Annotated in this window: 24 protein-coding genes and 1 pseudogene; 14 read left to right on the top strand and 11 right to left on the bottom strand. The window is 74.0% G+C overall.

What is annotated here, in order from left to right; translation table 11 throughout:
- Positions 1–138: 138 nt before the first annotated feature.
- The 6 genes from Phou_RS31615 to Phou_RS31590 all read left to right on the top strand — a co-directional run bounded on the left by Phou_RS31615 (position 139) and on the right by Phou_RS31590 (position 6,925).
- Positions 139–1,191, top strand: coding sequence for a hypothetical protein (locus Phou_RS31615; protein WP_173062793.1), 1,053 nt, complete (start codon positions 139–141; stop codon positions 1,189–1,191).
- On the top strand, positions 1,191–2,003 hold the full coding sequence (locus Phou_RS31610; protein WP_173062791.1) for an enoyl-CoA hydratase/isomerase family protein: 813 nt from the start codon (positions 1,191–1,193) through the stop codon (positions 2,001–2,003). Before Phou_RS31615 ends, Phou_RS31610 begins: the two co-directional genes overlap by 1 nt.
- 244 nt (positions 2,004–2,247) lie before the next feature.
- The gene (locus Phou_RS31605) at positions 2,248–3,330 is read left to right on the top strand and encodes an ABC transporter substrate-binding protein (protein ID WP_173062789.1); all 1,083 of its coding nucleotides are present in this window, start codon (positions 2,248–2,250) and stop codon (positions 3,328–3,330) included.
- Positions 3,331–3,425: 95 nt separating this feature from the next.
- Positions 3,426–4,832 carry an MFS transporter gene (locus Phou_RS31600; RefSeq protein ID WP_173062786.1) on the top strand — a complete coding sequence of 469 codons (1,407 nt, stop codon included), beginning with the start codon at positions 3,426–3,428 and terminating at the stop codon, positions 4,830–4,832.
- Positions 4,833–4,841: 9 nt separating this feature from the next.
- On the top strand, positions 4,842–5,888 hold the full coding sequence (locus tag Phou_RS31595) for a DUF7064 domain-containing protein (RefSeq protein WP_173062783.1): 1,047 nt from the start codon (positions 4,842–4,844) through the stop codon (positions 5,886–5,888).
- A complete protein-coding gene (locus Phou_RS31590; RefSeq protein WP_173062780.1) occupies positions 5,885–6,925 on the top strand; it encodes a phosphotransferase family protein in 1,041 nt (346 codons plus the stop codon). The genes Phou_RS31595 and Phou_RS31590 overlap by 4 nt, the downstream gene beginning before the upstream one ends.
- On the opposite strand, the pseudogene Phou_RS55800 reads toward Phou_RS31590, so the two are convergent.
- Both Phou_RS55800 and Phou_RS31580 read right to left on the bottom strand, forming a co-directional pair.
- Positions 6,910–7,976, bottom strand: a pseudogene (locus tag Phou_RS55800) (CaiB/BaiF CoA transferase family protein); the annotation flags it as partial. The gene Phou_RS31590 and the pseudogene Phou_RS55800 sit on opposite strands and share 16 nt — an antisense overlap.
- 89 nt (positions 7,977–8,065) lie before the next feature.
- The gene (locus Phou_RS31580; RefSeq protein ID WP_173064830.1) at positions 8,066–8,848 is read right to left on the bottom strand and encodes an enoyl-CoA hydratase/isomerase family protein; all 783 of its coding nucleotides are present in this window, start codon (positions 8,846–8,848) and stop codon (positions 8,066–8,068) included.
- Between Phou_RS31580 and Phou_RS31575 the strand changes: the two genes are divergently transcribed.
- Entirely contained in the window at positions 8,848–9,021 is a 174-nt protein-coding gene (locus tag Phou_RS31575; RefSeq protein WP_173058966.1) for a hypothetical protein, read from the top strand. The genes Phou_RS31580 and Phou_RS31575 overlap by 1 nt on opposite strands.
- A gap of 33 nt (positions 9,022–9,054) precedes the next feature.
- Positions 9,055–9,564 (top strand): hypothetical protein, encoded by a 510-nt coding sequence (locus tag Phou_RS53305; RefSeq protein WP_246273988.1) that lies wholly within the window; start codon positions 9,055–9,057, stop codon positions 9,562–9,564.
- 196 nt (positions 9,565–9,760) lie between these two features.
- Here Phou_RS53305 and Phou_RS31565 read toward each other — a convergent pair whose 3' ends face one another.
- Positions 9,761–10,693: a TIGR03619 family F420-dependent LLM class oxidoreductase gene (locus Phou_RS31565; RefSeq protein ID WP_173062777.1), complete on the bottom strand. Its 933-nt coding sequence runs from the start codon at positions 10,691–10,693 to the stop codon at positions 9,761–9,763.
- An 86-nt stretch (positions 10,694–10,779) separates the two neighbouring features.
- On the opposite strand from Phou_RS31565, the gene Phou_RS31560 reads away from it, so the two are divergent.
- Genes Phou_RS31560 through Phou_RS31550 form a run of 3 tightly spaced genes read left to right on the top strand, consistent with a single transcriptional unit; the run spans position 10,780 to position 13,507 of the window.
- The gene (locus Phou_RS31560) at positions 10,780–11,538 is read left to right on the top strand and encodes an SDR family oxidoreductase (RefSeq protein ID WP_246273987.1); all 759 of its coding nucleotides are present in this window, start codon (positions 10,780–10,782) and stop codon (positions 11,536–11,538) included.
- Positions 11,535–12,671, top strand: coding sequence for an NAD(P)H-dependent amine dehydrogenase family protein (locus Phou_RS31555; protein ID WP_173062771.1), 1,137 nt, complete (start codon positions 11,535–11,537; stop codon positions 12,669–12,671). The genes Phou_RS31560 and Phou_RS31555 overlap by 4 nt, the downstream gene beginning before the upstream one ends.
- The gene (locus Phou_RS31550; RefSeq protein WP_218579286.1) at positions 12,668–13,507 is read left to right on the top strand and encodes an SDR family oxidoreductase; all 840 of its coding nucleotides are present in this window, start codon (positions 12,668–12,670) and stop codon (positions 13,505–13,507) included. Before Phou_RS31555 ends, Phou_RS31550 begins: the two co-directional genes overlap by 4 nt.
- Positions 13,508–13,833: 326 nt before the next feature.
- Here the strand turns inward: Phou_RS31550 and Phou_RS31545 are convergent, their stop codons facing one another.
- Genes Phou_RS31545 through Phou_RS31530 form a run of 4 tightly spaced genes read right to left on the bottom strand, consistent with a single transcriptional unit; the run spans position 13,834 to position 17,561 of the window.
- Positions 13,834–14,610, bottom strand: coding sequence for an enoyl-CoA hydratase/isomerase family protein (locus Phou_RS31545; RefSeq protein ID WP_173062768.1), 777 nt, complete (start codon positions 14,608–14,610; stop codon positions 13,834–13,836).
- A gap of 53 nt (positions 14,611–14,663) precedes the next feature.
- Positions 14,664–15,221, bottom strand: coding sequence for a TetR/AcrR family transcriptional regulator (locus Phou_RS31540; protein WP_173062764.1), 558 nt, complete (start codon positions 15,219–15,221; stop codon positions 14,664–14,666).
- Between the two features lies 1 nt (position 15,222).
- A complete protein-coding gene (locus Phou_RS31535) occupies positions 15,223–16,416 on the bottom strand; it encodes an acyl-CoA dehydrogenase family protein (protein ID WP_173062762.1) in 1,194 nt (397 codons plus the stop codon).
- Positions 16,413–17,561 (bottom strand): acyl-CoA dehydrogenase family protein, encoded by a 1,149-nt coding sequence (locus Phou_RS31530; protein WP_173062760.1) that lies wholly within the window; start codon positions 17,559–17,561, stop codon positions 16,413–16,415. The genes Phou_RS31535 and Phou_RS31530 overlap by 4 nt, the downstream gene beginning before the upstream one ends.
- A gap of 49 nt (positions 17,562–17,610) precedes the next feature.
- Here Phou_RS31530 and Phou_RS31525 point away from each other — a divergent pair, with 49 nt between their 5' ends.
- Both Phou_RS31525 and Phou_RS31520 read left to right on the top strand, forming a co-directional pair.
- On the top strand, positions 17,611–18,360 hold the full coding sequence (locus tag Phou_RS31525) for an enoyl-CoA hydratase-related protein (RefSeq protein WP_173062758.1): 750 nt from the start codon (positions 17,611–17,613) through the stop codon (positions 18,358–18,360).
- Positions 18,357–18,821: a pyridoxamine 5'-phosphate oxidase family protein gene (locus tag Phou_RS31520; RefSeq protein WP_173062756.1), complete on the top strand. Its 465-nt coding sequence runs from the start codon at positions 18,357–18,359 to the stop codon at positions 18,819–18,821. The genes Phou_RS31525 and Phou_RS31520 overlap by 4 nt, the downstream gene beginning before the upstream one ends.
- A gap of 8 nt (positions 18,822–18,829) precedes the next feature.
- Here the strand turns inward: Phou_RS31520 and Phou_RS31515 are convergent, their stop codons facing one another.
- Genes Phou_RS31515 through Phou_RS31505 form a run of 3 tightly spaced genes read right to left on the bottom strand, consistent with a single transcriptional unit; the run spans position 18,830 to position 21,620 of the window.
- On the bottom strand, positions 18,830–19,594 hold the full coding sequence (locus tag Phou_RS31515) for an SDR family NAD(P)-dependent oxidoreductase (RefSeq protein ID WP_173062754.1): 765 nt from the start codon (positions 19,592–19,594) through the stop codon (positions 18,830–18,832).
- A 26-nt stretch (positions 19,595–19,620) separates the two neighbouring features.
- Positions 19,621–20,775 (bottom strand): acyl-CoA dehydrogenase family protein, encoded by a 1,155-nt coding sequence (locus Phou_RS31510; RefSeq protein WP_173062752.1) that lies wholly within the window; start codon positions 20,773–20,775, stop codon positions 19,621–19,623.
- A gap of 8 nt (positions 20,776–20,783) precedes the next feature.
- Positions 20,784–21,620: an enoyl-CoA hydratase/isomerase family protein gene (locus Phou_RS31505; RefSeq protein WP_218579285.1), complete on the bottom strand. Its 837-nt coding sequence runs from the start codon at positions 21,618–21,620 to the stop codon at positions 20,784–20,786.
- 124 nt (positions 21,621–21,744) lie between these two features.
- Between Phou_RS31505 and Phou_RS31500 the strand changes: the two genes are divergently transcribed.
- Positions 21,745–22,608 (top strand): TetR-type transcription factor C-terminal domain-containing protein, encoded by an 864-nt coding sequence (locus tag Phou_RS31500; protein ID WP_173062750.1) that lies wholly within the window; start codon positions 21,745–21,747, stop codon positions 22,606–22,608.
- Here the strand turns inward: Phou_RS31500 and Phou_RS31495 are convergent.
- Positions 22,589–23,545 (bottom strand): HpcH/HpaI aldolase/citrate lyase family protein, encoded by a 957-nt coding sequence (locus Phou_RS31495; RefSeq protein WP_173062747.1) that lies wholly within the window; start codon positions 23,543–23,545, stop codon positions 22,589–22,591. The two genes, Phou_RS31500 and Phou_RS31495, sit on opposite strands and share 20 nt — an antisense overlap.
- Between the last annotated feature and the right edge of the window lie 12 nt (positions 23,546–23,557).

Genomic DNA, 23,557 nt, shown 5'->3' with positions numbered 1-23,557 from the left:
CCTGACCGACCGATAGGTTGGCTACCCGTTCGGGCCAGTACAGCAGAGGAGCGGCCGCGCGACAACCAACCTTGTAGCCAACCATCTGGTCGGTTTGATAGCCTCGCTGCTCTGAGCTACCAGCCCGGAGGCGAGGCTATGCACGGTGTCCGAGCTTTCCGCCCGATCACGCCGGCCGAGCTGGCCTGGCAGACCGACCTGGGCGCCGGCGACCCCGACTACGTCGAGCTGTGGTGGCTGGACGCCGCCCTCGACAACGGATGGCAGCTGGGCATCGGCCTGTACCGTTCCCGCCCGTACGACGGCGGGCGCCCCGCGATCACCGTCAACCTGCTCCGCCCCGGCCACAAGTACCTGGAGCTGCACACCACCTTCGAGCCGGAGGAGTTCGAGCCGCTGCCGTTCGGCGGGCGGTGGGGCACCGGAAACGAGCTGGAAGGCGAGGTGTCCGCCGCCGGCGACCCCGTCTCGTTCCGCGTCCGCCTGGAGGTCGGCGGTGTCCGGCTGCGCCTGAGCGGCAGCGTCGTGTGCGCCGGCGTCAAGTTCACCACCGCCTCCCCCGGTTTCACCCACTACCGGCCGGACAGCGGCACCGCCGTCGGCTGGTGGCCGGTCGCGCCGCGCACCGACGTCTCGGGCCGCATCTGGGTCGACGACAGCGTCGTGGACGTGCGCGGCCGGATGCACGCCGAGAAGCAGCTCTCCTCGCTCCCGCTGGCCGGTGCGAGCCGGTCCCGGTCCGCGCAGTCGGTCTGGACCTGGGGGCACTTCAGCTGCGGCGACTACACGGGGGTGTGGACCGACTCGGCCGCCTCGGAGCAGCTCGGCTTCCGGCACTTCACGCCGTTCGTCCTGTACCGGGGCGGCGAGCCGATCCTGAGCACGTTCGCCTTCGCCTCGTACGTCGAGCGGTTCTGCCTCGAACCCGCCACCGGGCTGCCGAGGCCGGAGGTCGTCACGCTCAAGGCGGCGGCCGGCGACCTGGAGTTCTTCGCCCGGCTCACCGGCGGCCAGGTCAGCGACCAGTTCGAGCTCAACGGCACCCCCGGGGCGTACTACTGCCGCCAGGTCGGCGCGGTCGACGCCGAGCTGTACCACTGGGGCCGCGTCACCAAGCTCTCCGGCGAGGCGGTCCACGAGTGGGGCACCCAGGCCGGCAACTTCCCCTTCGCGGTGGGCGGCCCGGGCTGATGGGCGCCGGGGACGCCGTCCTGGTCACCGAGCCCCGGCCGTCCGTGCGGCGCATCGCGCTGAACCGGCCGGCCTCGCTCAACGCCGTCAACGACGCGCTCGCCCTGCGGCTGCACGACGCGCTCGCCGAGGCCGAGAGCGACCCGCTGTGCCGGGTCGTGGTCATCACCGGCGCCGGCCGCGGCTTCAGCGCGGGCCTCGACCTCAACGGGTACGGTGACGCGCCGGGCACCTCGGGCATGGGCCAGGTGTACCGGGACCTCGCGTTCCAGCGGCTTGTCGCGTCGCTCATCCAGCGCGTGCGCCGGCTCCCCAAGCCGGTGATCGCCCAGGTCAACGGCCCGGCCGCGGGCTTCGGGCTGGCGCTGGTGTGCGCCTGCGACGTCCGCGTCGCCGCCACGACGGCCGTCTTCGCGACCTCGTTCATCCGGGTCGGCGCCAGCGGCTGCGACCTCGGCGTGAGCTGGCTGCTGCCACGCCTGGTGGGCGCCGGCCGGGCGCACGAGCTGATGCTCACCGCCCGCCGCTTCGACGCCGCCGAGGCGCTGCGGATCGGGCTGCTCGCCGATGCCGTGGCCCCCGCCGACCTCGGATCCAGAGTGGACGGTGTGGTCGACGGCCTGCTAGCCGCCGCGCCGATGTCGCTGGACCTGACCAAGCAGGCCATGTGGCTCGGCCTGGAGCTGCCGTCGCTGGACGCGGCCATCGAGCTGGAAAACCGGCAGCAGGTGCTGAGCGCCCGGACGGCCGACAGCCGCGAGGCCCGGGATGCCTTCCGGGAGCATCGATCCCCCTCGTTCACCTACGAGTAAGCGGCCTCTCCATGAGCGTCTGGTAACCCCGTTGTGACCTTGACGACACGCGATCCTGACAGCTAGGGTCCCGCTAATCATCTAAACGAAATTAATGATTTGGATTGGGGCTGAGGTCATGAGATCCAGGCGGGCCGCGCTCGTCGCGGCGTTCGCGGCGTCTGTACTGGCGGTCAGCTCGTGTGGAGGAGACTCCGATTCGGGCACAGACGGGTCATCGGGCGGCGGTTCGTCCGAAGGCCCCATGAAGATCCAGGCACTTGTGGCGCTCAGCGGCCCGATCGCCGTGGTGGGCGCGGCGATGCAGCAGGGCATGGACGTCGCGGTCCAGCTCGTCAACGAAAGCGGCGGTGTCCTGGGCAAGCCCCTGGAGATCGCCTACATCGACAACGGCGGCAGCGCGGACCAGTCGGCCGCGAAGCTGCAGGAGCTGCTCAGCGGCGGCAAGCCGCACGCGGTGATCCCGGGCAGCGCCTCCGAGATCCCGGCCGGCATCCCGATCCTCGCCCAGGCCGGCATCTTCACCTCGCAGCACTTCACCTCGGCCACGTTCAACGACCCCAAGAAGTACCCGCTCTCGTTCGGCAACGCGCACACCATCCCGGACTACGTCGGCAGCCTCGTCGACGAGGCGAAGAAGCAGGGCTACAAGAGCATCGGCGTCCTCGACATCGACGACGCCTCGGGTGAGGCGTTCGAGGCGGTCGCCAAGCCGGCGTTCGGCGAGGCCGGCATCTCGGTGACGTTCGCCCAGGTGCCGCCGGAGTCGATCGACGCCACGCCGCAGCTGCAGCAGGTCCTCTCCGGCAACCCGCAGGCGCTCGTCTTCGCCGGCTACAGCCCGGCCGCCGGCGCGATGGCCAAGGCCCGTACCAAGCTGGGCGTCAAGCTGCCGACGCTCGGCGCGCAGACCTTCTCCGCCAACAACCTCGCCGACCTGGCCGCCGAGAGCGACTACGCCGGCATCACCTTCCAGCAGCTGGCGACCAGCGTGAAGGGCACACCGCAGACCGACAGCGCCGCGTTCAAGAAGTTCTACGACGCGCTGCTGGCCAAGGCGGGCGGCAAGCTGCCGTTCCCGATCAACACCTACCTTGTCGCGTACCACGACGTGGTGCTCGCCGCGTCGGCGGCCAACCTCGCCAAGAGCCTCGACGCCGAGAAGATGGCCAAGGCGCTGGAGGGCGCCAAGGCGGCGGACATGCCGCTCTACGTGAACCCGGTGACGTTCTCCGCCGACAACCACTTCCCCACCTTCGGCCCGGAGGACTTCGTCTTCACCACCTACGGCCCGGTCGACAAGGGGCTCAGCGTCCCGAGCACGTGACCGCGACCGCGAGATGACACACCTGGCTGGGCACCCGTGACGGGTGCCCAGCCGCGTGCCCGCCGGCCGGCGGGCGTCGACAGGACGGAGCACGGATGAGCCGGCGCACCACCGCGACGTTCGGCGTGCTGGTCGTCGCCGCGACCGCCTTCGCCCTGCTCCAGGCGATGGTGATTCCCGTGCTGCCGCAGATCCAGCGCGCGCTGGACACCGACGCGCGCAGCGTGACCTGGGTGGTCAGCGCCTACCTGCTCTCCGCCGCGGTCGCGACGCCGGTCGTCGGGCGGCTCGGCGACGCGGTCGGCAAGAAACCGATGCTGGTCACCGCGCTGCTCCTGCTGGCGGCCGGCTCGCTCGGCGCCGCGTTCGCGCCGGACATCCGGGTGATGACCGCGGCGCGGGCGCTGCAGGGGATCGGCGGCGCGGTGATGCCGCTGGCCTTCGGCATCGTGCGGGACGAGTTTCCCGGCGACCGCGTCCCGTTCGCGATCGGCGTGCTGGCCGCCCTGGGCGGGATCGGGGCGAGCGCCGGCCTGGTGCTGGCCGGCCCGCTCGTCGCGCTGTGGGGCTACCGCTGGCTGTTCCTGCTGCCGATGGTGGTGCTCGTGGTGACCGCGGCCGCGGCCGCCGCCGTCGTCCGCCCGTCGGCCACCCGCGCCGAGCCGATCTCCTGGGCGCCGGCGCCGTTTCTCGCCGGGGCGCTGGCGACGTTCGTGCTCGCCACCACCAACGCCTCCGGATGGGGCTGGACGGACCGGCGCACGGCCGGCCTGTACGCCCTGTCCGCGCTGCTCGGCCTGCTGTGGTACCGGCTGGAGTCCCGCGCCGCGCACCCGCTGATCGACCTGCGGATGATGGCGATCCCGGCGGTCCGCTCCGGCAACATCGTGTCGTTCCTGCTGGGGTTCGCGATGTTCGCCGTGTACGCGTTCGTGCCGCAGATCCTGCAGGCGCCGGCTTCGACCGGGTACGGCGCGGGTACCAGCGTGACCGGCTCCGGGCTGCTGATGCTGCCGCTGGCGAGCGCGGTCTTCCTGGGCGGGCTGGCCGCCGCCCGGCTGGTACGGCGGGCCGGCTCCCGGCGCGTGGTCGTGGCGGCCTGCGCCGTCATCGCGGTCTGCCTGGCCGCCGTCGCCTGGCGGTACGCCACCGCGTGGCAGCTCGTGACCGCCCTCGGCGTCTACGGTCTGGCGCTCGGCGTCGCGCTCGCGTCGCTGGCGACCCTGGTCGTCGTGTCGGTACCGGCGTCGCAGACCGCGGTCGCGGGAGCGGTCAACTTCAACGCCCGCAACATCGGTGGCGCCGTGGGCACCGCGGTGACGGCCACGGTCGTCACCGCCCACCTCGACGGCGGCGGCGTACCGCTCGCGTCCGGCTACACCGCCGGCTTCGTGGTGCTGGCCGTCTCGATGGCGCTCGCCACCGCGCTGGCCGCCGCCATCCCGGTGGCTGCCGGTGGTGGTACGTTCTTAACCAAACGGATGGTTGGTAACACGCGCTGAGGAGGCGCCATGTCGATGTTCGCCGAGACGATCGCACCCGAGCACGAGTACCGGCACGTCCCCGACGACCAGCCCGCCTACAACGAGAGCACGTACTACAACTTCTGCTGCCCGGAGGCGGGCGTGGTCGGCTGGATGCGGGTGGCGATGCAGCCCAACCAACCGGCCGGCCAGGCCGGCGTCCTGGTGTTCCTGCCGGACGGCGAGACGCTGTTCGGCTACGAGCGGACCACCTCGGTCCCCGCCGCCGGGCTCGCCGTGGGCGGGCTCGCGTTCGACATCCTCGAACCACACCGCCGGCAGCGGCTGTCGTTCGACGGGCCGCTGTCCTCCTTCGCCGACCCGACCGTGCTGGCCACACCCGGCACCGCCTTCCGGGAGGCGCCGAAGCGCGAGACCCGCATCCGGCTCTCGGTCACCGGCAACGGCGCCTCGTTCGGCACCAACGGCGAGACGCCGGAGAACGTCCTGGAGGACTCGCTGGCGATCGGCCACTACGAGCAGTTCATCCACGTCGACGGCGAGCTGGCCGCGGGCGACCTGTCGCTGCGGCTGCGCGGCGGCGGCCTGCGGGACCACTCCTGGGGACCGCGCGACTGGGCCGGGCCGGTGCTGTACCGCTGGATCACCGCGGCGTTCGACGACGGCTCGGCCGTCATGACCCTGGACGTCCTGCGCCGCGACGGTGTGCGGACCCGCCGCGCCGCCGCCGTCAGCGGCGGTGTCGCGACCCAGGCCGAGCTGACCGACCTGTCGGTCGAGTGGACCGCCGACGGCTTCTGCCGCCGCGCCGTGTGCGAGGTCGGCACCGCCGGCGGGCCGGTGACCCTGACCGGCACCGCCCGGGCGCCGGAGCGGTTCGTGCCGCTGCGGCACCGGCGCACCACCGAGGACGGCACGGAGCTGGTCACCCGGATCGGCTACTCGGCGTACGAGTTCGTCACCAGCGACGGGCGGCGCGGCCTGGGCGTCGTGGAGATGCTCGACCAGATGGTGGACGGCCGGCCCATCGGGATGGCGGCGACGGCGGCGGCCGGACCGCTGCCCCGGGCGTGACCGCGACATCGGCCGCGCCGCTGGCCACGGGAGTGCCCGCGGCGGTCGGCGGGTGGCTCGCCCGGGGACTGCCCGAGTCCGTGCCGCCGTTCCGCGCCGAGCGGATCGCCGGCGGCTACAGCATGCTCACCTACCGGGTCACCGACGTGGCCGGCCACGCGTGGGTGCTGCGCCACCGGCCGGCCGGGCGCCACGACGGCGGCGCGCACGACACCGGCCGCGAGGCGCGGGCCATGTCGGCGCTGCACCCGACGGCCGTACCGGTGCCGCGGGTCCGGCTCGTCGGCACGGCGGGAGACCCGCTCGGCCTGCCCTGCCACGTGACCGACTTCGTGGACGGCCACGTGCTCGCCGACGCGGACGCGGCGGCCACGCTGCTCGACCCGGCGGCGCTGCGCCACGCCTCGCTGTCGGTCGTGGCCACCCTGGCCGCCCTGCACGCCGTGGACCCCGACGAGGTCGGGCTCGGCGACCTCGGTCCGCGCGGCGCCTACCTGCGGCGCCAGCTGCACCGCTGGCGTTCGGTGATCGCCCGCTCGTCCGCCGGCGAGGCGGCGCCCCGGGCCGCGCGGCTGGAGGCGATGGCCGCGCGGCTGGAGCGGCGGATGCCGCGGGACGACCGCAGCCGCGTCGTGCACGGCGACTACCGGCTCGGCAACGCGATCGTCGACGCCGGCGGCGGCATCCGCGCGGTGCTGGACTGGGAGCTGGTGACGCTCGGCGAGCCGCTTGCCGACCTGGGGCTGCTGGCCGCGTTCTGGGACCCGCCGGCCGAGGCGATGCTCGGCGTCCGGCTGGCCACGTCCGCGCCGGGCGCCGCGAGCCTCGACGAGGCGGTCGCGCACTACGCCGCACTCACCGGGGAGGACCTCTCCGACTTCGACTTCCACTACCGGATGGCGTGCTGGCGGGTGGCGGGCACCGCGCTGCGGGCGCTCAACCGGTACCGCTCCGGCGTGATGAACGACGACGTCGACACCACCCGGTTCGTGGTGGCCTGCGACGCCTGGATCGAGCTGGCTCAGCGGCCGCTCTGACCGGCCCACTCCCCCACGATCGCCTCGGCGTCGTACACCGTGTCGTCGATGTCCGGCACGGCGGCGGCGAAGCGGGAGAACCGGGGCGCCGGCGCCGCCTGGAGCATGCCGCCGTGCCGCACGACCGTGCCCCGGGCGGTCATGTGCGGGTGCCGCGCCGCCTCCGCGAACGACAGCACCGGCGTCACGCAGGCGTCGGTACCGGCGAACACCTCGACCCACTCGTCCCGCGTGCGGGTGGCGAACACGCCGGCCAGCCGCGCCTTCGTCACCGGCCACCGGGCCCGGTCGTGCTGGTCGGGCAGCTCGCCGGCGCGCAGGCCGAGGCCGGCCAGCAGCGCGGCGTAGAAGCGGGGCTCGATCGCGCCGACCGCGACGTGCCGGCCGTCCGCGCAGGTGTACGTGTCGTAGAACGGCGCGGCGCCGTCGATGATGTTCTGCTCGGGCGCGTCCCGCCACGCCCCGGCGTGCAGCAGGCCCACACCAGCTGCACCAGCGTCGAGGCACCGTCGACCATCGCGGCGTCGACGACCTGCCCGAGGCCGGTGCGGCGCGCGTCCCACACCGCCGCGAGCACCCCGATGACGAGCAGCATCGACCCGCCGCCGAAGTCGCCCACCAGGTTCAGCGGCGGCACCGGCCGCTGCCCCGCCCGCCCGGTCGCGTGCAGCGCGCCGGTCAGCGCGATGTAGTTGATGTCGTGCCCCGCGGTCGGTGCGAGCGGGCCGTCCTGCCCCCACCCGGTCATCCGCGCGTAGACGAGCCGCGGGTTGCGGGCGTGGCAGTGGTCGGGACCGACGCCGAGCCGCTCGGTGACGCCCGGCCGGAAGCCCTCCAGCAGCACGTCGGCGTGGTCCACCAGGCGCAGCACCGCCTCCCGGCCGGCGTCCCGCTTCAGGTCCGCCGGCACGTTGCGCCGCCCACGCAGCAAAGGATCCGGCACGTCCCGGGCCGCGGTCGCTCCGCTCGCCGGGGAATTCGGCGCGCCGAGGGTGAGGGAGCCTCCCGGCCGCGGGATCCGCACGACGTCGGCGCCGAGGTCGGCGAGGATCATCGCGGCGTGCGGCCCGGGCCCGATGCTCGCCAGCTCCACGACCCGCAGGCCGGTGAGCGGACCGCCGGTGGCCGCCGGCATCCGGCTCACTCCCCGACGAACTCCGGCACCGTGCGGCTCGCGAACGCGGCCAGCCCGATCCGGGAGTCCTTTGACGTCATGTGCTCCAGCGCGAGCAGGCGCTCGATCTCCAGCCCGCCGGCCAGCCCGCTGGCCATGCCGAGGCGGACCGCGCGCTTGACCCGCGCCGTCACGACGGGGCTGCGCCGGGCGAGCACGCCGGCCATCTCGCGCGCGTGGTCGAGCACCTCGCCGGCCGGCCGTACCGCGTTGACGAGCCCGGCGGCCAGCGCGTCCCGCGGGTCGATAGTGGCGCCGCTGCACATCAGCCACTTGGCCCGCCGCTCGCCGATGATCCGGGGCAGCCGCTGGGAGCCTCCGCCGCCGGGAAACAGCCCGTAGGTGGCGTGCTGGTCGCCGATCCTGGCGTCGTCCGCGACGACCACGAAGTCGCACGCCTGCATCAGCTCGAAGCCGCCGGCGAACGCGACGCCGTGTACCGCGGCGATCGACGGCAGCGGTGAGTCGGTGAGGTGCCCGAAGGCGCGGTGCCACAGGTCGAGGTGCGCGGCGAGGCGGCCGGCGTCGCCCACCTTGTCGTCGACGGCGCCGAGGTCCGCGCCGGCACAGAACGCCCGCCCCTCGCCCCGCACGACGAGTACCCGTATCTCGCGGTCGGCCTCCGCGGCCGTGAGCGCGCCCTCGAGCTGTACCAGGGTGTCGTGGTCGATGGCGTTGAGCTTGTCCGGCCGGTTCAGGACCAGCTCCGCGATCCGGCCCCGCCGGTCCAGGCGTACCCGCTCGGTCATTGCCGCCCTCCTTCGACCCGCAGCTCGGGCAGTACGTCTTCGGCGATGGTGCGCAGCACCCGGTCGCGTTCCTCGGGGCCGGCGGCGACCTGCAGGATGACCGCTCCGGCCCGGCGCCGGCGAACTCGCGCACGCGGCGCACCACCTGCGCCGGCGTGCCGAGCAGCAGGTAACGGCCGGCCAGCGGCGCGAAGTCCTGCCGGTAGGTGGCGCTGACCGCCGCCGTGCCGGTGCGCCGGGCCCAGTCGCCGTCCCGGTCGGCGCAGGCGAAGGCGAACAGCGCGCCGCCGACCCCCGCCGGGTCGCGGCCGTGCGCGGCGGCCGCCGCGCGGACCCCGCGCAGGCCCGCGTGGAGCGCCTCCGGCGTCACCATGTACGGCATCCACCGGTGGGCGTACCGGCCGGCGCGGCGGATCGCGCCGTCCTTGCGTCCGCCCATCCAGATCGGCGGCCCGCCCGGCTGTACCGGCGGCGGGTCCAGGGCGACCCCGCGCAGCCGCGTGAAGCGCCCCTCGTACGACACCGGCCCGCCGCCGAAGAGCAGGCGCACCACGTCGAGTCCCTCGTCCAGCCGGCGGAAGCGGTCGGCCGGGTCCACGCCCGCCGCGGCGAACTCGTCCGGCGCCTCGCCGCCCGCGCCGACGCCGAGCTCGAACCGCCCGCCCGAGACCTGGTCCAGCTCCGCGGCGAGCTTGGCGGCCAGCGCGGCCGGGTAGAGCGGCAGCAGGCTGACCGTGCTGACCAGCCGGATCCGGGACGTCACGGCGGCGGCCGCGGCGAGCTGGACGAACGGGTTCGGTGCGACCTGGAAGAACAGGTGCTCGCCGCAGGCCAGGTAGTCGAAGCCCCACTTTTCGGCCCGCCGCGCGTCGGCGACCACCGAGGCGGCCGGGCCGAGTGCCAGTCCGACCCTCATCCGCGCGCGGCTTCCCGGAAGCGCCCGTGCAGCTCGTCGAGGAAGGCGCGCGCGCCGGCGTAGTCGGGCGGTATCCGGGCCAGCGTCCGGAAGTCGGTCACCCCGAGCGCGAGGGCTTCGGGGATGCCGGCGAACATGCGCGGGAAGTCGAGGGCGCCGTCCTTGACGGCCGTCGGCAGCGCGTACGAGACGCGGATCGTGGCGAAGTCCCGCCCGTGCTCCGCCACCAGCGACCGCATCCGCCCGAGCACGGCGGCGAGGTTTTCCGGCGTGACGCCCCACGGGATCCAGCCGGTGCCGTGCCGGGCGAGCCGGCGGGCGGCGGCCGGGATGGCCCGCCCGCCGAGCCAGATCGGCACGCCGCCCGGGTGCAACGGCTTCGGCATCATGTGCACGGCGTCGAGGTCGAAGCCGCGCCCCGCGTACGTCACCTCGTCGCGTGTCCACAGTGCACGGCACACGTCGAGGGTCTCGTCGAGCACGCGGCCGCGTTCGGCGAAGGGCACGCCCACCGCGCGGTACTCCGCCCGCTGCCAGCCGACGCCGGCGCCGAGCTCCAGCCGCCCGTGCGACAGGGCGTCCACAGTGGATGCCATCTTCGCCAGGAGCACCGCCTGGCGCAGCGGCGCGACGAGCACGTTGGTCGCGAGCCTGACCCGGGTGGTCACCGCGGCCATCGCGGACAGGGCCGCCAGCGGCTCCAGCCACTCGCCGTCCGGCCCGGTCGGCTGGACGCCGCCGGCCACTCCCCCGGCGGCCGGGTCGCCGTACGCGGTCAGGTCGCGCCCGAAGACGAGGTGGTCGGCGACGAATACCCGGTCGACGCCGGCGTCGTCGGCGGCGCGCGCCTGGTCGAGGATGTGGCGCCAGTCCGCCGGCGGGCGGGCGGCGAAGTTTCGCACACCGACCGAGAGCTCGACACCTTCCACCCGGCGAGCATATGGCAACCGCACCTCGTAGCCAACCCACTGGTTGGTTTGGTACGTTCGCCTTCCCAGGCGGCGGAAGGTGGCCAGTGCGGATCGACCACGACGGCAGGACCGCGATCGTCACCGGCGGGTCCCGGGGGATCGGCCGGGAGGTGGCGCGCGAGCTGGTCGCGGCCGGCGCCCGCGTGCTCATCACCGGGCGCAGGCGGGCCGCGCTGGAGGCCACCGCGGCCGCGCTCGGGCCGGCCTGCCTCTGGCGCGCCTGCCATGCCGCCGACGCGCCGGCCGCCGAGCGGTGCGTGGCGTACGCGATGGAGGCGTTCGGCCGGATCGACTATCTGGTCAACAACGCCGGCACCAACCCGCAGTGGGGACCCACGATCGACCTGGCGGCGCCGCTGGCCACGAAGCTGACGGAGGTGAACCAGTGGGCTCCGCTGCTGTGGACGCAGCTGGTGTGGCGGGCCGGCATGCGTGTGCACGGCGGTGCGGTCGTCAACGTCACGTCGATCGGCGCCGCCGCACCCACCCCGAAGACCGGCTTTTACAACGCCACCAAGGCGGCCCTGGACTACCTCACCCGGCAGCTGGCCGCCGAGCTGGCACCGGCGGCACGGGTCAACGCGGTGGCGCCCGGCCTCGTCGACACCGACATGGCCGCGGCGATACCGGACGCGGAGCGGGCCGCGCTGCTGGCCGGCATCCCGATGGGGCGCTTCGGCACGCCCGCGGACATCGCCGCCGCGGCGAGCTTCCTGCTGTCCGACCGGGCCGGCTGGCTGACCGGACACGTGCTCGTGGTGGACGGCGGCGCGCTCGTGGCGGGCGGGAGGGTGGCGGGATGACGGCGCGGACCGAGCCGTACCGGGTGGTCGTCTGGGGGCCCGGCTACACCGGCTCGCAGGCGCTGCGCGAGATCGCCCGGCGGCCGGAGCTGCGGCTCGTGGGCTGCCTGGCGTACAGCCCGGCGAAGGTCGGGCGGGACGCCATGGAGCTGGTCGGCGAGGCGCCGGCCGGGGTCGCGGTCGTCGACGACCCGCGCGCCATCTACGACCTCGACGCGGACGTGGTGCTCTACGCCGGGCGCGCGCTGCCGGACGAGTCGTCGCGGCACGAGGAGATCACCACCCTGCTGCGCGGCGGCAAGAACGTCGTCACCTCCACCGCCTACTTCTTCCCGTGGCAGCGCGGCGAGGAGTACGTGGCGCCGCTCGAAGCCGCCTGCGCGGAGGGCGGCACCACGCTGCACGGCACGGGCATCCACCCGGGCTGGTTCGTGGAACGGTTCGCGCTCACCGCGACGAGCCTGTGCACCGTCGTGCACGCCGTACACCTGCGGGAGATCTGCGACCTCAGCCACCACGCCGGCGAGACGATCGCCGCCATCGGCTTCGGCCAACCGCCCGAACGGTTGGGTACCAGGACCCGCAAGACGCTGCTGAGCCGGTACTACTTCGAGTGCATCGCCGGCCTGGCGCACCACCTCGGCCTGCAGGTGGACCGGATGGCGGCGGACGTCCGCTACCTGACGAGCGAGCGCGACGTCGACGGCGCCGCCGTGACCGTGCGGGCGGGCACCGTGGGCGCGCTGGACGGCACCTGGACCGGGTACGCCGGCGACTCGCCCGTCGTGACCATCCGGGAGCTGTGGTACCTGGACCGGGACCTCGTGGACGGCGCGGTGGACCTCGTCTCCGGCGACATGTACGAGGTGGAGGTCAAGGGCCTGCCCGTCGACGTGCGCACCCGCGCCGACCTGACGACCAGCGACGCCCGCGACGTGTTCGGCGTCGACGACCGCCAGTCGGCCGCCAACCTCGCGACCGCGGTCCAGCTGGTGCAGACGATCCCGGCCGTCGTCGCGGCGCCACCGGGCATCCTGCTGGCGCCGGGCTTCGCGTACCCCGCCGCCGACCTGCGCACCATCCCCGACGTGCTGGGCCGGCGCCCGGTGCCGATCCCCGAGGAGATCCGGTGAACCCGCACGGAGGCGGCGGCACGCTCGCCGGCCGCACGATCGTCATGTCCGGCGGCAGCCGCGGCATCGGCCTGGCCATCGCGCTGCGGGCGGCGCGGGACGGCGCCAACATCGTGCTGATCGCCAAGACCGACACCCCGCATCCCAAGCTGCGCGGCACCATCCACACGGCGGCGGAGCAGATCCGCGCCGCGGGTGGGCGGGCGGTGCCGGTCGTCGGCGACGTGCGCTCCGACGAGACGATCGAGCGGGCGGTACGCGCCGCGGTCGACGAGTTCGGCGGCGTGGACATCTGCGTCAACAACGCCAGCGTGCTGGACCTGTCGGGCACCGCGCGGATCGCGCCGCGCCGCTACGACCTCATGCAGGACGTCAACACGCGCGGCACGTTCATGCTGACCAAGGCGTGCCTGCCCGAACTCGTCAAGGCCGGAAACCCGCACGTGCTCACGCTGAGCCCGCCGCTCAACCTGGAGCCGCGGTGGCTCGGCGCCCATCCGGCCTACATGCTCGCCAAGTACGGCATGACGCTGGCCACGCTTGGCTTCGCCGCCGAGTTCGCCGGCGTGCCGGTCGCCGCCAACTGCCTGTGGCCCCGCACGACCATCGCCACCGACGCGGTCGCCAACCTCCTCGGCGGCGGCGACGCCCTGGCCCGCACGCGCAGCCCGCAGATCATGGCGGACGCGGCCCACGTGATCCTGACGGCGCCGGCCGCCGCGCTCACCGGCCGGACGCTCGTCGACGACGACGTGCTGCGCGCCGCCGGGGTCACCGACCTCGACACCTACGCCACCGTGCCGGGCGCGGACCTCGAGCCGGACTTCTTCCTCTAGCCGGGCTCCCTCCGGCCACATTGGACCAACTTCCAGAGGCAGATCCGGGCTACCGCGACGTCCGCCGTGGTCCGGACCGTTGCTCCCGCGGCCTCACCCGCCGCCGTTGGTCACGGTTTCGCGCTTACCACGCGGCGACGGTGGGCTTGACCCCGCGGACCCGGCAGCGGAGGCCGGGGATCTCGGCGAGCCCCGCGAGCCGCCGGCCTCTGCGGTGCCCGCGGGAAAGCACCCCAAAAACGCTCCGCTGCGCTCCACGTTTCCCCGGGGGCCCCGCGCGTGCGGTCCGCAGGTGACGCGGGCCGGGGCAAACATCTGTCCCGGGGTCAGTCCGTCCACACCGGAGGGCGCTTGTCGCGCAGGGCGGCCGGTCCCTCGGCGGCGTCGGGGTGTGGCCAGTGCTTCTGGACGTCGTCCCAGCCCTCGCGCATCGCCGGCTCGACGAGGCCGTCGCTGAGCCGCCGCCAGGAGCGGCGGGTGGCGCGGACCGCGGCCGGTGACGCCGACGCGACCACGCGGGCGATCTCCACCGCCCGGTCGACGAGGCCGGCCTCGTCGACGAGCTCGGTGACGAGCCCCAGCTCGTACAGCCGGCGGGCGGTCAGCCGCTCGTCGCGCCCCATGAGGGCCATCCGGGAGATCACCGGCAGCGGCAGGCGCAGCGCCAGCGACGGCGGCTCGATCCCGCTGACCTGGCCGACCGACACGTGCGGGTCGAGGAAGGTGGCAGTTTCCGCGGCGATGACGATGTCGGCGTCGGCGACGAAGTGCAGGCCGCCGCCCGCGCAGACGCCGTTGACCGCGACGACGACGGGCACGTCGAGGATCCGGCCGGGCACGAACGACAGCTCGCCGTCGAGGCCCGCGCCGCGCGGGGCCCGGTCGGCGGCGAGGAAGCCGGCGTCCGCCCCGGAGCAGAAGCCGCGGCCGTTGCCGGTGAGGACCACGCAGCGCACGCCGGAACCCCGCCGCAACCGGGTCCACAGCTCTTCCAGCGCCGCCATCAGGTCGGCGCTCAACGCGTTCAGCCGGTCCGGACGGTTGAGCCGGACGAGCACGACGCCGGGCGCCGGCTCTTCCACGATCAGCGTACGTTCCGGCACGGCGACTCCTCCCAGACCAACCAACTGGTTGGTAATCTACGCCGCCGGGGCCGTCAGCGCCGCAGGATCCCGTTGACGACGAACTCCGACAGCTCGTCGACGAGCGACTCCTGGGCCTTGCGGGCGGTGCCGCGGAACCAGTTCGGCACGTACGCCAGGATGCCGATGACCGAGTACATGATCATGTTGACGTTGAGCTCGCGGAACTCCCCCGCCCGTACGCCAGCCGTGATCAGCTGCCGGGTGAAGCGCTCGTACCGGTCGATGCGCCGCCGCAGGTCGGTCGCCTGCTCCTCGTCCAGGTGCTGCTCGATCCAGGGCAGCTCCTGGAAGAAGACCACCAGCTCGTCCTGCTTGGTCGCCACGTGCTCGACCTGGAGCCTGATGAGCGACCGCATCCGGTCGGTGGCGCTCCCGTCGCGGGGCACCCGGCCGACCAGCTCCAGCGTGGCGTCGACCTGGTCGGAGAGCAGCTCGTAGAGGATGGCGCTCTTGGACGGGTAGTAGTGGTACAGCGTGCCCTTGTTGAGGCCAAGCTCGTCGGCCAGCAGATCCATGGTCGCCGCGTCGTAGCCGTGCTCGCGGATGAGGCGTGCCGCTGTGGTCCGCACTTCAGCGCGTCGTGATGGCCGAGGCACCATTGTTCCTTTCGCCGGGACCTGATGATGATAGGCCAGCCGGCGGTCCGGCGCGCCGCACCAGGGACCGGGCGACGCGGGCGCGGTGCCATCGACCGTCGCCGAAGAGGAACTCGTTGAGCTTCGCGCGCTTGAGGTAGATGTGCAGGTCGTGCTCCCAGGTGTAGCCGATCCCGCCGTGCAGCTGCAGCGCCGTGCCGGCGTTGGCGGCCGCGCGCTCGCACCCGTACTCCTTGGCCATCGACACCGCGACCTCGCACTCCGCCGGCTCCGCCGCCGCCTCGCGGACGGCGGCGTCCAGCAGGGCGGCGGCGGTCTCGGCGTTGACGAGCATGTCCGCGGCCTGGTGCTTGACCGCCTGGAAGGAGCCGATCGGCCGGCCGAACTGCTGGCGCTCGCCGGCGTACCCGACCGTCATCGCCAGCACCCGCTGGGCGTTGCCCGCCGAGTCGGCGGCGATCGCGGCGGCGGCGCGGTTGACCAGCGCCGCGATCAGCCGGTCCGCGTCGCTGCCGACGGCCAGCACGTCGGCGTCGGGCACGGACACGCCGTCGAGCGTGACGTGGTCGGCGCAGCGCGTCCCGTCGGTCATCGCGACCGGCCGGGTCGCCACCCCGCCGGCCCGGCTCGGCACGACCGCGACGAGGCTGTCCGGGCCGGCCACCGCCGGCACCACGAGCAGGTCGCTCACCCGCGCGTCGAGGACGTGTGCGGCCGCCCCGCGCAGGACCCAACCGCTGCCGTGCCGCTCCGCCTGTACCCGACCGGTCGGTGGGGTGGTGGCGCACCACTCGGTGAGCGCGGCCGTGCCGTACGCCTGCCCGGCCGCCAGGGCCGGCAGCCACCGTTCGCGCTGCGCGGCGGTGCCGCCCAGTAGCACGGCGCCGGCGCAGAGCACGGCGCTCGTGGTGAGCCGCGACGGCGCCGCCCGCGCGCCCAGCTCCTGGAGCACGGTGGCCAGCTCGTGGAAGCTCGCCCCGCCGCCGCCGTACTCCTCCGGCGCCTCCAGCCCCCACAGCCCGGTGGACGCGAGCTCGGCGTCCAGCTCGCGGTCCGGCCGGCCGCCGGCGTCCATGGCGGCGCGCACCCGGGCCGGGGTGGCGAGCGCGGCGGCGAGCGTTCCGGCCAGCTCCCGCAGCGCCGCACGGTCCGCCTCGTCGAGCGTCACGACAGGGCCTCCCTCGGCAGGCCGAGCCCGCGTTCGCCGATGATGTTGCGCTGGATCTCGCTGGTGCCGCCGGGGATCGTCCACTCCCACGAGCCGATGTAGTCCAGCAGCCACAGCCCCGACTCCCACCCGGAGCTGAGGGGGCGCGGCCGGCGCTCCTGGCCCGCGAGGCCGCTGAGCTCGACGCCGTACCCGGTCATCCGCTGCAGCAGCTCGCTGTAGAAGAGCTTGACGGTGGAGGCGAAAGCGCCGTAGGCCGCGCCGTCGTGGCCTCGCGCGAGCGGGCGCCGCACGAGCAGCCGCAGCGCCTGCACCTCGCTGGCCAGCCGGGCGAGGCGGTCGTCCACCGCGCCGTTTCGGGCGGCCAGCTCGACGAGCCACTCGAACCCGTGCGCCAGCCGCTCGGCCAGCTCGATCATCGTGCCGCCGCGCTCGGAGTTCAGCGTGCTCTGCGCGATGCGCCAGCCGTCGTTCTCCGCGCCGACGCGGTCGGCGACCGGGATCTCGACGTCGGTCAGGAAGATCTCGCAGAAGTGCTGCTCGCCGGTGATCTGCCGGATCGGCCGTACGGTCACGCCGGGCGCGCGCATGTCCATGATCAGGTACGAGATGCCCCGGCGCTTCGGCGCGGACGGGTCGGTGCGGGCCAGCAGCAGGCACCACGCGGCGTCCAGCGCGCCGCTCGCCCAGATCTTCTGCCCGTTGACGACGTACACGTCGCCGCGCCGCTCGGCCCGGGTGCGCAGCGAGGCGAGGTCGGATCCGGCGTCGGGCTCGGAGAAGCCCTGGCACCAGATCTCGCCGTCCCGGATCGCCGGCAGGTGCCGCGCCCGCTGCTGCTCGGTACCGGCGGCGAAGAGCGTGGCGGCCGCGTGGTGCAGGGCCACGAAGTGCAGCACGAGGCGGGGCGCGTCGGCCCGCGCGAGCTCCTCGAAGATGACCGCCTGCCGGGCCAGGTCGTAGCCGCCGCCCCATTCGCCCGGCCAGTGCGGGAACGCGTACCCGCCGCCCTTGAGCTCGTTGAACCACCACCGCTGGAACCGGACGAACTCGTCGTGCCCGGCACCGGCCTGCTCCCGCCGCCAGTCCGGGGGGACGTGGGTGGCGCACCACCGCCGGACCTCGTCGCGCAGCTCGCCAGACATCATCTTAATGATATAGCAGAAAAGGCTGTACTCAGGTAGCTTCGACGGCATGCGCGTCTCCGGCCGCGACGGGGTCGTGACCATCGTCCTCGACCGCCCCCACAAGCGAAACGCCCTCTCCCGCGACATGCAGGTCGAGCTGTGCCGGCTGCTCGCCGAGGCCGACCAGGACGGCGCGGTGCGCGCGGTGATCCTCACCGGCGCCGACCCGGCGTTCTGCGCGGGCAACGACTTCACCGACGCGGCACAGTTCGCGGACCGGTACGGCAAGCGCTTCTGGCACCATCCGGCGCGCGCCCTGTGGGCGATGGGAAAGCCGGTCATCTGCGCCGTCAACGGGGCGTGCGTCGGCGGCGGGCTGGAGATCGCGCTCAGCGCGTCGTTCGTGGTCGCCTCCGAGCGGGCCACGTTCGCCGACACCCACGCGCGGCTGGACGTCGTGCCGACCTGGGGGCTGACCGCGCTGCTGCCGCAGGCCGTGGGCGTCCGGCGGGCGCGCGAGATGTCGCTGACCGGACGGTCGGTGTCCGCGGCGGAGGCGGAGCGGATCGGCCTGGTCAACCACGTGGTGCCGCACGAGCGGCTGCTGCCTTTCGCCGGCGAGCTGGCCGGCCAGGTCCCGCGGACCGGCGCGGTGCGGGACGTGCTGCGGCTGTACGACCGGGGGCCGGGCGCGGCGGCCGCCGCCGCGAGCGAGTGGGAGCAGGCGGTGGCGCTGGAGCGGCCGTTCGACCCGGCCGGGTTCGCCGCCGCGGGGCGGGACGAGGCACGGCGCCGTGCCGGAGGGGAGAGCGAGTGAGCATCAGGCTGACGCCGGACGAGGCCTGGGCGTTCGTGGAGGGAGCGCACACCGGCATCCTGACGACGCTGCGCCGGGACGGTTTCCCGGTGGCGCTGCCGGTCTGGTTCGTGGTGCTGGAGCGGACCGTCTGCTTCACCACGCCGCCGGGCGGCAAGAAGGTGGCCCGCGCGCGGCGCGACCCGCGCGCCTCGTTTCTCGTGGAGTCCGGGCGGGCCTGGACCGAGCTGGCCGCGGTGCACCTGAGCGGGCGGCTCTCGGTGGTCACCGACGAGCGGACGGTCGCGCTCGTGGGCGGGCTGTTCGACGCCAAGTACGCGGCGCACCGGCTGCCCGACGAGCGCATGCCGGCCGCCGCGCGGGCCGTCTACCGCGACCGGGTCACGCTCCGGCTGGTGCCCGACGAGCGGATCCTCAGCTGGGACAACAGCCGGATCAGGCTGCCCGCCGCGCCGGCCTGACCGCCCACTCAACGCGGGCCGAGGCGCAGCGCCGCGTCGAGGCGGATGACCTCGCCGTTGAGCATCGGCACGTCGATCGCGTGGGCGACGAGGCGGGCGTACTCGTCCGGCCGCCCGAGCCGGCTCGGGTGCGGCAGCTGCCCGCCGAGCGCCTCCCGCGCGGCCTCCGGCAGCCCGGCGAGCATGGGCGTCTCGAAGAGGCCGGGCGCGATGGACAGCACCCGGATCTGCCGGTCGGCCAGGTCCCGCGCGGCGCACAGCGTCAGCCCGGCCACGCCGGCCTTGGAGGCGGCGTAGGCGGCCTGGCCCACCTGCCCCTCGTACGCGGCGATGGAGGCCGTGCAGACGATGACGCCACGCTCGCCGTCGACCGCCTCGTTGCCGGCCATCCGGGCGGCGGCGAGCCGGATGAGGTTGAACGTGCCGACGAGGTTGACGTCGACGACCCGCCGGAACTCGGCCAGCGGCAGCGGGGTGCCGTCGCGCCCGAGGATCCGCCGGGCGGTGGCGATGCCGGCGCAGGCGACCGCGACCCGCAGCGGGCCCAGCGCGGCCGCGCCGCCGACCGCCGCCTCGAGCTGCTCGGAGTCGGTGACGTCGGCCGCGAAGAAGGCGGCGGCCGGGCCGAGCGCCGCGACCGCCTCCCGGGCCGAGGGCGTCGGCAGGTCGACCACGCCCACCCGCGCGCCGAGGCTGGTCAGGTGGCGCGCGGTGGCGAGGCCCAGGCCGGAGCCCCCGCCGGTGACCACGGCGACGGTGTCCTTGATGTCCACGGCGATGACCGTCCTCTGTGTCCGGTTCAGCGGGCCGCGCCGGCCGCGAGCGCACGGCTGATGACGATCCGCTGGATCTGGTTCGTACCCTCGAAAATCTGCGTCACCTTGGCCTCGCGCATGTAGCGCTCGACCGGGAAGTCCTTTGTGTACCCGTAGCCGCCCAGTGCCTGTACCGCGTCGGTGGTGACGCGCATGGCGCCGTCGGTGCAGACGAGCTTGGCGATCGCCGCCTCCCGGGTGACCGGCAGCCCCCGGTCCATGCGCCGGGCCGCGTCGAGGTAGGTGGCCCGGGCGGACGCGACGGCGGCCGCCATGTCGGCGAACATGAACGACAGCCCCTGGAAGCTGGCGACCGGCCGGCCGAACTGTTCGCGTTCGTGCGCGTACGCCACGGCGGCGTCGAGCGCGGCCTGCGCCAGCCCGGTCGCGCAGGCGGCGATGCCGAGCCGGCCGGCGTCGAGGGCGGACATCGCGATCGGGAAGCCCTCGCCTTCCGCGCCGACGAGCCGCTCCGCCGGCACCGGTACGCCGTCGAGGTGCAGCTGCGCGGTCGTGGAGGCGGTCAGGCCCATCTTCTCCTCCGGCCGGGCGGCGGCCAGCCCGGGCGCGCCGGCAGGCACCAGGAAGCAGGAGATCCCGCGCTGCCCCGGCGCCGTGCGCGCGAACAGCGTGTAGAAGTCGGCCTGCCCGCCGTGCGTGACCCACGCCTTTGTGCCGGTGACCCGGTAGCCGCCGTCCGCCTGGCGTTCGGCGCGGGTCCGCAGCGAGGCGGCGTCGGAGCCGGACTGCGCCTCGGACAGCGAGTATGCGCCGAGCAGGTCGCCGCCGAGCATCGCGGGCAGCCATTGCCGCCGCTGCGTCTCCGTGCCGTACGCGACGAGCGGGTAGCACGACAGCGTGTGCACGCTGACCCCGACGGCGACGCTCATCCACGCGGTGGCGATCTCCTCGAGCACCTGGAGGTAGACCTCGTACGGCTGGCCGCCCCCGCCGTGCCGCTCCGGACCGACAAGGCCGAGCAGTCCCGCCTTGCCGAGCAGGCGGAAGGTGTCGCGCGGGAACGTACCGGCCGCCTCGTGCCCGGCCGCCACCGGCGCGAGGTCCCGGGCCGCGATCTCGCGGACCAGGTCGATGAGGTCGGCGGCCTCCGGCGTGGGCATCATGCGCTCGACGGGCATGGTCGCTCCTACCGCTCGGTTCCGGCTCGGGGCTCCACCCGCTGGCTTGCCTCGGCCCCGGCCGCCCCGGTCCGCGCGCGCCGGCCGGCGGTGAACGCCCCGATCAGGCGGCCGGCGTCGGCCGAGGCGCCGGCACGGGCGATCGCGCGGGCCTCGTCGTCCAGGTGGGTGCGCAGGTCGCGGGCGGCCGCGGCGCGCAGCAGGCGCTTGGTCTCGGTGGCCGCCGGCTGCGGCGCCGTCACGAGCGCGCGGGCCACGGCCTCGGCCCGGGTCAGGCCGCGGCCGGCGGGCACGACCTCGGCGACCAGGCCCCAGGCGACCGCCTCGGCCGCCGACAGCACCTTGCCGGTCAGGCTGAGCCGGAAGGCCCGGGCGGGCCCGACCACCCGGGGCAGGTGGTACGAGACGCCGCTGTCCGGGGACAGGCCGACCGCGCCGTACGCGGTGGACAGCCGCGCGGTCTCCTCGGCGACGACCAGGTCGGCGCAGAGCAGCAGGCCCAGGCCAGCTCCTGCGGCCACGCCCTGCGCCGCCGCGACGACCGGCCAGGGCAGCTCGGCCAGCAGGGCGAGGCCGTCGTGGAACTCGGCGGCCAGCTCCCGCAGGAACGCGGCGCGGTCGGCCGCGGCGGCCATCGCCTTGACGTCGCCGCCGGCGCAGAACGCCGGCCCGTTGCCGCTCAGCAGCACCGCGCGGACGCCGGGCGCCTCGCCGACCGCGCGGACGGCGGCGGTGAAGGCGCGGGCCGTGGCGAGGTCGATCGCGTTGTACGCCTCGGCCCGGTTGAGGGTGATCCGCGCGAGGCCGCCGTCGACGTCGAGCAACAGGCGCGGCGCGTCGTCCACCGGTTCCTCGCAATCGCTCGATCGTTACCAGTCGTTCGGTTGGGAACGACTCTACGGTGACCGTTGACCGACCGTCAACGACCGGTTGGTTGACAACGGTGTTTGGCTGAGCTAAACACCGGACATGACCCTCGATCCCGCCGCGCTCGGCCGGCGCATCCGCGAGCTGCGCCAGCGGCGGCGGCTCTCGCTGCGCGAGCTGGCCCGCCGGCTCGGGGTCAGCGCGGCCACGGTGTCACAGATCGAGCACGGCCGCACCGGCGTGACGGTCTCCCGGCTGGCCCGGGTCGCGGAGCTGCTCGACGTCGCCGTCACCGAGCTGATCGGCCCGGACGCCGAGCGGGACGGCACCCCGCGCACCCGCCCGCCCGCGGCGGCCACCGGCGGGGACTGGCGCTCGTTCCCGCCGATGGACCTCGACCCGGTCCTCACCGCGGCACTGGAGGCGTTCCTGGAGGTCGGCTACGCCGGCGCCGCGGTCCGCGACATCGCCCGGCGGTGCGAGATGTCGGTGCCCGGCCTCTACCACCACTACGCCAGCAAGCAGGACATGCTCGTCGCGCTGCTGGACGCGTACCTGGACTCGCTGTGGTGGCGCACGACCGCCGCCCGCGACGGCGGCGCCGACCCGGTCGAGCGGTTCGCCCGGATCGTGGAGTGCCTGGCCCTGCACCACACGTACCGGCGCGCGCTCGCCTTCGTCGGGCTCAGCGAGATGCGCAGCCTGGGGCCGCCCGACCGGGAGCGGATCCGCGGGCTGCGCAACCGCCAGCAGCGGATGGTCGACGCCGAGGCCGAGGCGGCGCACCGCGAGGGCCTGTTCGGCACACCCCACCCGAGAGACGCCGCCCGCGCGGTGGTCACCATGTGCACGTCGATCCCGCACTGGTACAAAGCCGGCGGCCCCGAGTCGCCCGAGGAGATCGCCCGGCGCTACGTGCGCTTCGCCCTCGACCTGATGTGCCTGGTCAGCCCTCGGGTGGTGTGAAGGAGGTCGTGCGGCTCATCCCGGCCGCGCGCCCCTTGGCCGCGATGACCAACGCCATCTTCCGCGACGCCTCGTCGATCATCTCGTCACCGAGCATCACCGCACCCAGCCGGCCACCCGCCTCCGACGTGTAGAACTCGTACGCGTCCAGGATCAACTCGGCATGGTCATAATCCGCCTGAGCCGGCGAGTACACCTCATTCGCCGCGTCGATCTGACCCGGGTGCAACACCCACTTACCGTCAAACCCCAACGCCGCCGACCGCTTCGCCACCTCACGAAACCCATCCACATCCCGGATCTGCAGGAACGGGCCATCGATCGCCTGCTTGTCATGCATCCGCGCAGCCATCAAGATCCGCATCAGGATGTAGTGATACGGATCCCCCGGATACTCCGGAATCAACGCACCCACCACCAACGAACGCATGTTGACACTCGCCATGAAATCCGCCGGCCCGAAAATCACCGTCTCCACCCGAGGCGAAGCCCCCGCGATCGCATCCACATTCACCAGACCAGCCGCATTCTCGATCTGCGCCTCGATCCCGATCCGCCCCACCTCCAAACCCAACGCCTTCTCGACCTGCGTCAACGTCAAATCCAGCCACTGCACATGAGACGCCGACTGCACCTTCGGCAACATCACACAGTCAAGGCTCGCCCCCGCCCCCTCGACCACCTCCACCACATCCCGGTACGTCCACGGCGTCGTCAAATCATTGACCCGCACCACCCGCGTCCGCCCACCCCAGTCACCCTCGTTCAACGCCGCCACCACGTTCTTACGCGCATCCGGCTTCGCCAACGGCGCGACCGCATCCTCCAAATCCAAAAACACCTGATCCGCCGGCAGACCCCGAGCCTTCTCAAGCATCTTCACGCTCGAACCCGGCACCGCCAGGCAGGAGCGGCGGATACGCGCGGCACGTTCCATGTGGGGGTGGCT

Origin of the sequence: Phytohabitans houttuyneae (assembly GCF_011764425.1) — a bacterium.
Lineage (GTDB): Bacteria > Actinomycetota > Actinomycetes > Mycobacteriales > Micromonosporaceae > Phytohabitans > Phytohabitans houttuyneae.
Note: the sequence above shows the minus strand (reverse complement) of the source record. Positions and strands in the feature narration are given on the sequence as shown.

Excerpts from the sequence above, each read along its gene's own strand:
- Phou_RS31510 (WP_173062752.1), bottom strand. The coding sequence starts at position 20,775 with ATGCCCGTCGAGCGCATGATGCCCACGCCGGAGGCCGCCGACCTCATC.
- Phou_RS31495 (WP_173062747.1), bottom strand. The coding sequence starts at position 23,545 with ATGGAACGTGCCGCGCGTATCCGCCGCTCCTGCCTGGCGGTGCCGGGT.
- Phou_RS31595 (WP_173062783.1), top strand. The coding sequence starts at position 4,842 with ATGTCGATGTTCGCCGAGACGATCGCACCCGAGCACGAGTACCGGCAC.
- Phou_RS31525 (WP_173062758.1), top strand. The coding sequence starts at position 17,611 with ATGCGCGTCTCCGGCCGCGACGGGGTCGTGACCATCGTCCTCGACCGC.
- Phou_RS31615 (WP_173062793.1), top strand. The coding sequence starts at position 139 with ATGCACGGTGTCCGAGCTTTCCGCCCGATCACGCCGGCCGAGCTGGCC.
- Phou_RS31580 (WP_173064830.1), bottom strand. The coding sequence starts at position 8,848 with ATGACCGAGCGGGTACGCCTGGACCGGCGGGGCCGGATCGCGGAGCTG.
- Phou_RS31530 (WP_173062760.1), bottom strand. The coding sequence starts at position 17,561 with ATGTCTGGCGAGCTGCGCGACGAGGTCCGGCGGTGGTGCGCCACCCAC.
- Phou_RS31500 (WP_173062750.1), top strand. The coding sequence starts at position 21,745 with ATGACCCTCGATCCCGCCGCGCTCGGCCGGCGCATCCGCGAGCTGCGC.
- Phou_RS31555 (WP_173062771.1), top strand. The coding sequence starts at position 11,535 with ATGACGGCGCGGACCGAGCCGTACCGGGTGGTCGTCTGGGGGCCCGGC.
- Phou_RS31600 (WP_173062786.1), top strand. The coding sequence starts at position 3,426 with ATGAGCCGGCGCACCACCGCGACGTTCGGCGTGCTGGTCGTCGCCGCG.
- Phou_RS31610 (WP_173062791.1), top strand. The coding sequence starts at position 1,191 with ATGGGCGCCGGGGACGCCGTCCTGGTCACCGAGCCCCGGCCGTCCGTG.
- Phou_RS31605 (WP_173062789.1), top strand. The coding sequence starts at position 2,248 with ATGAAGATCCAGGCACTTGTGGCGCTCAGCGGCCCGATCGCCGTGGTG.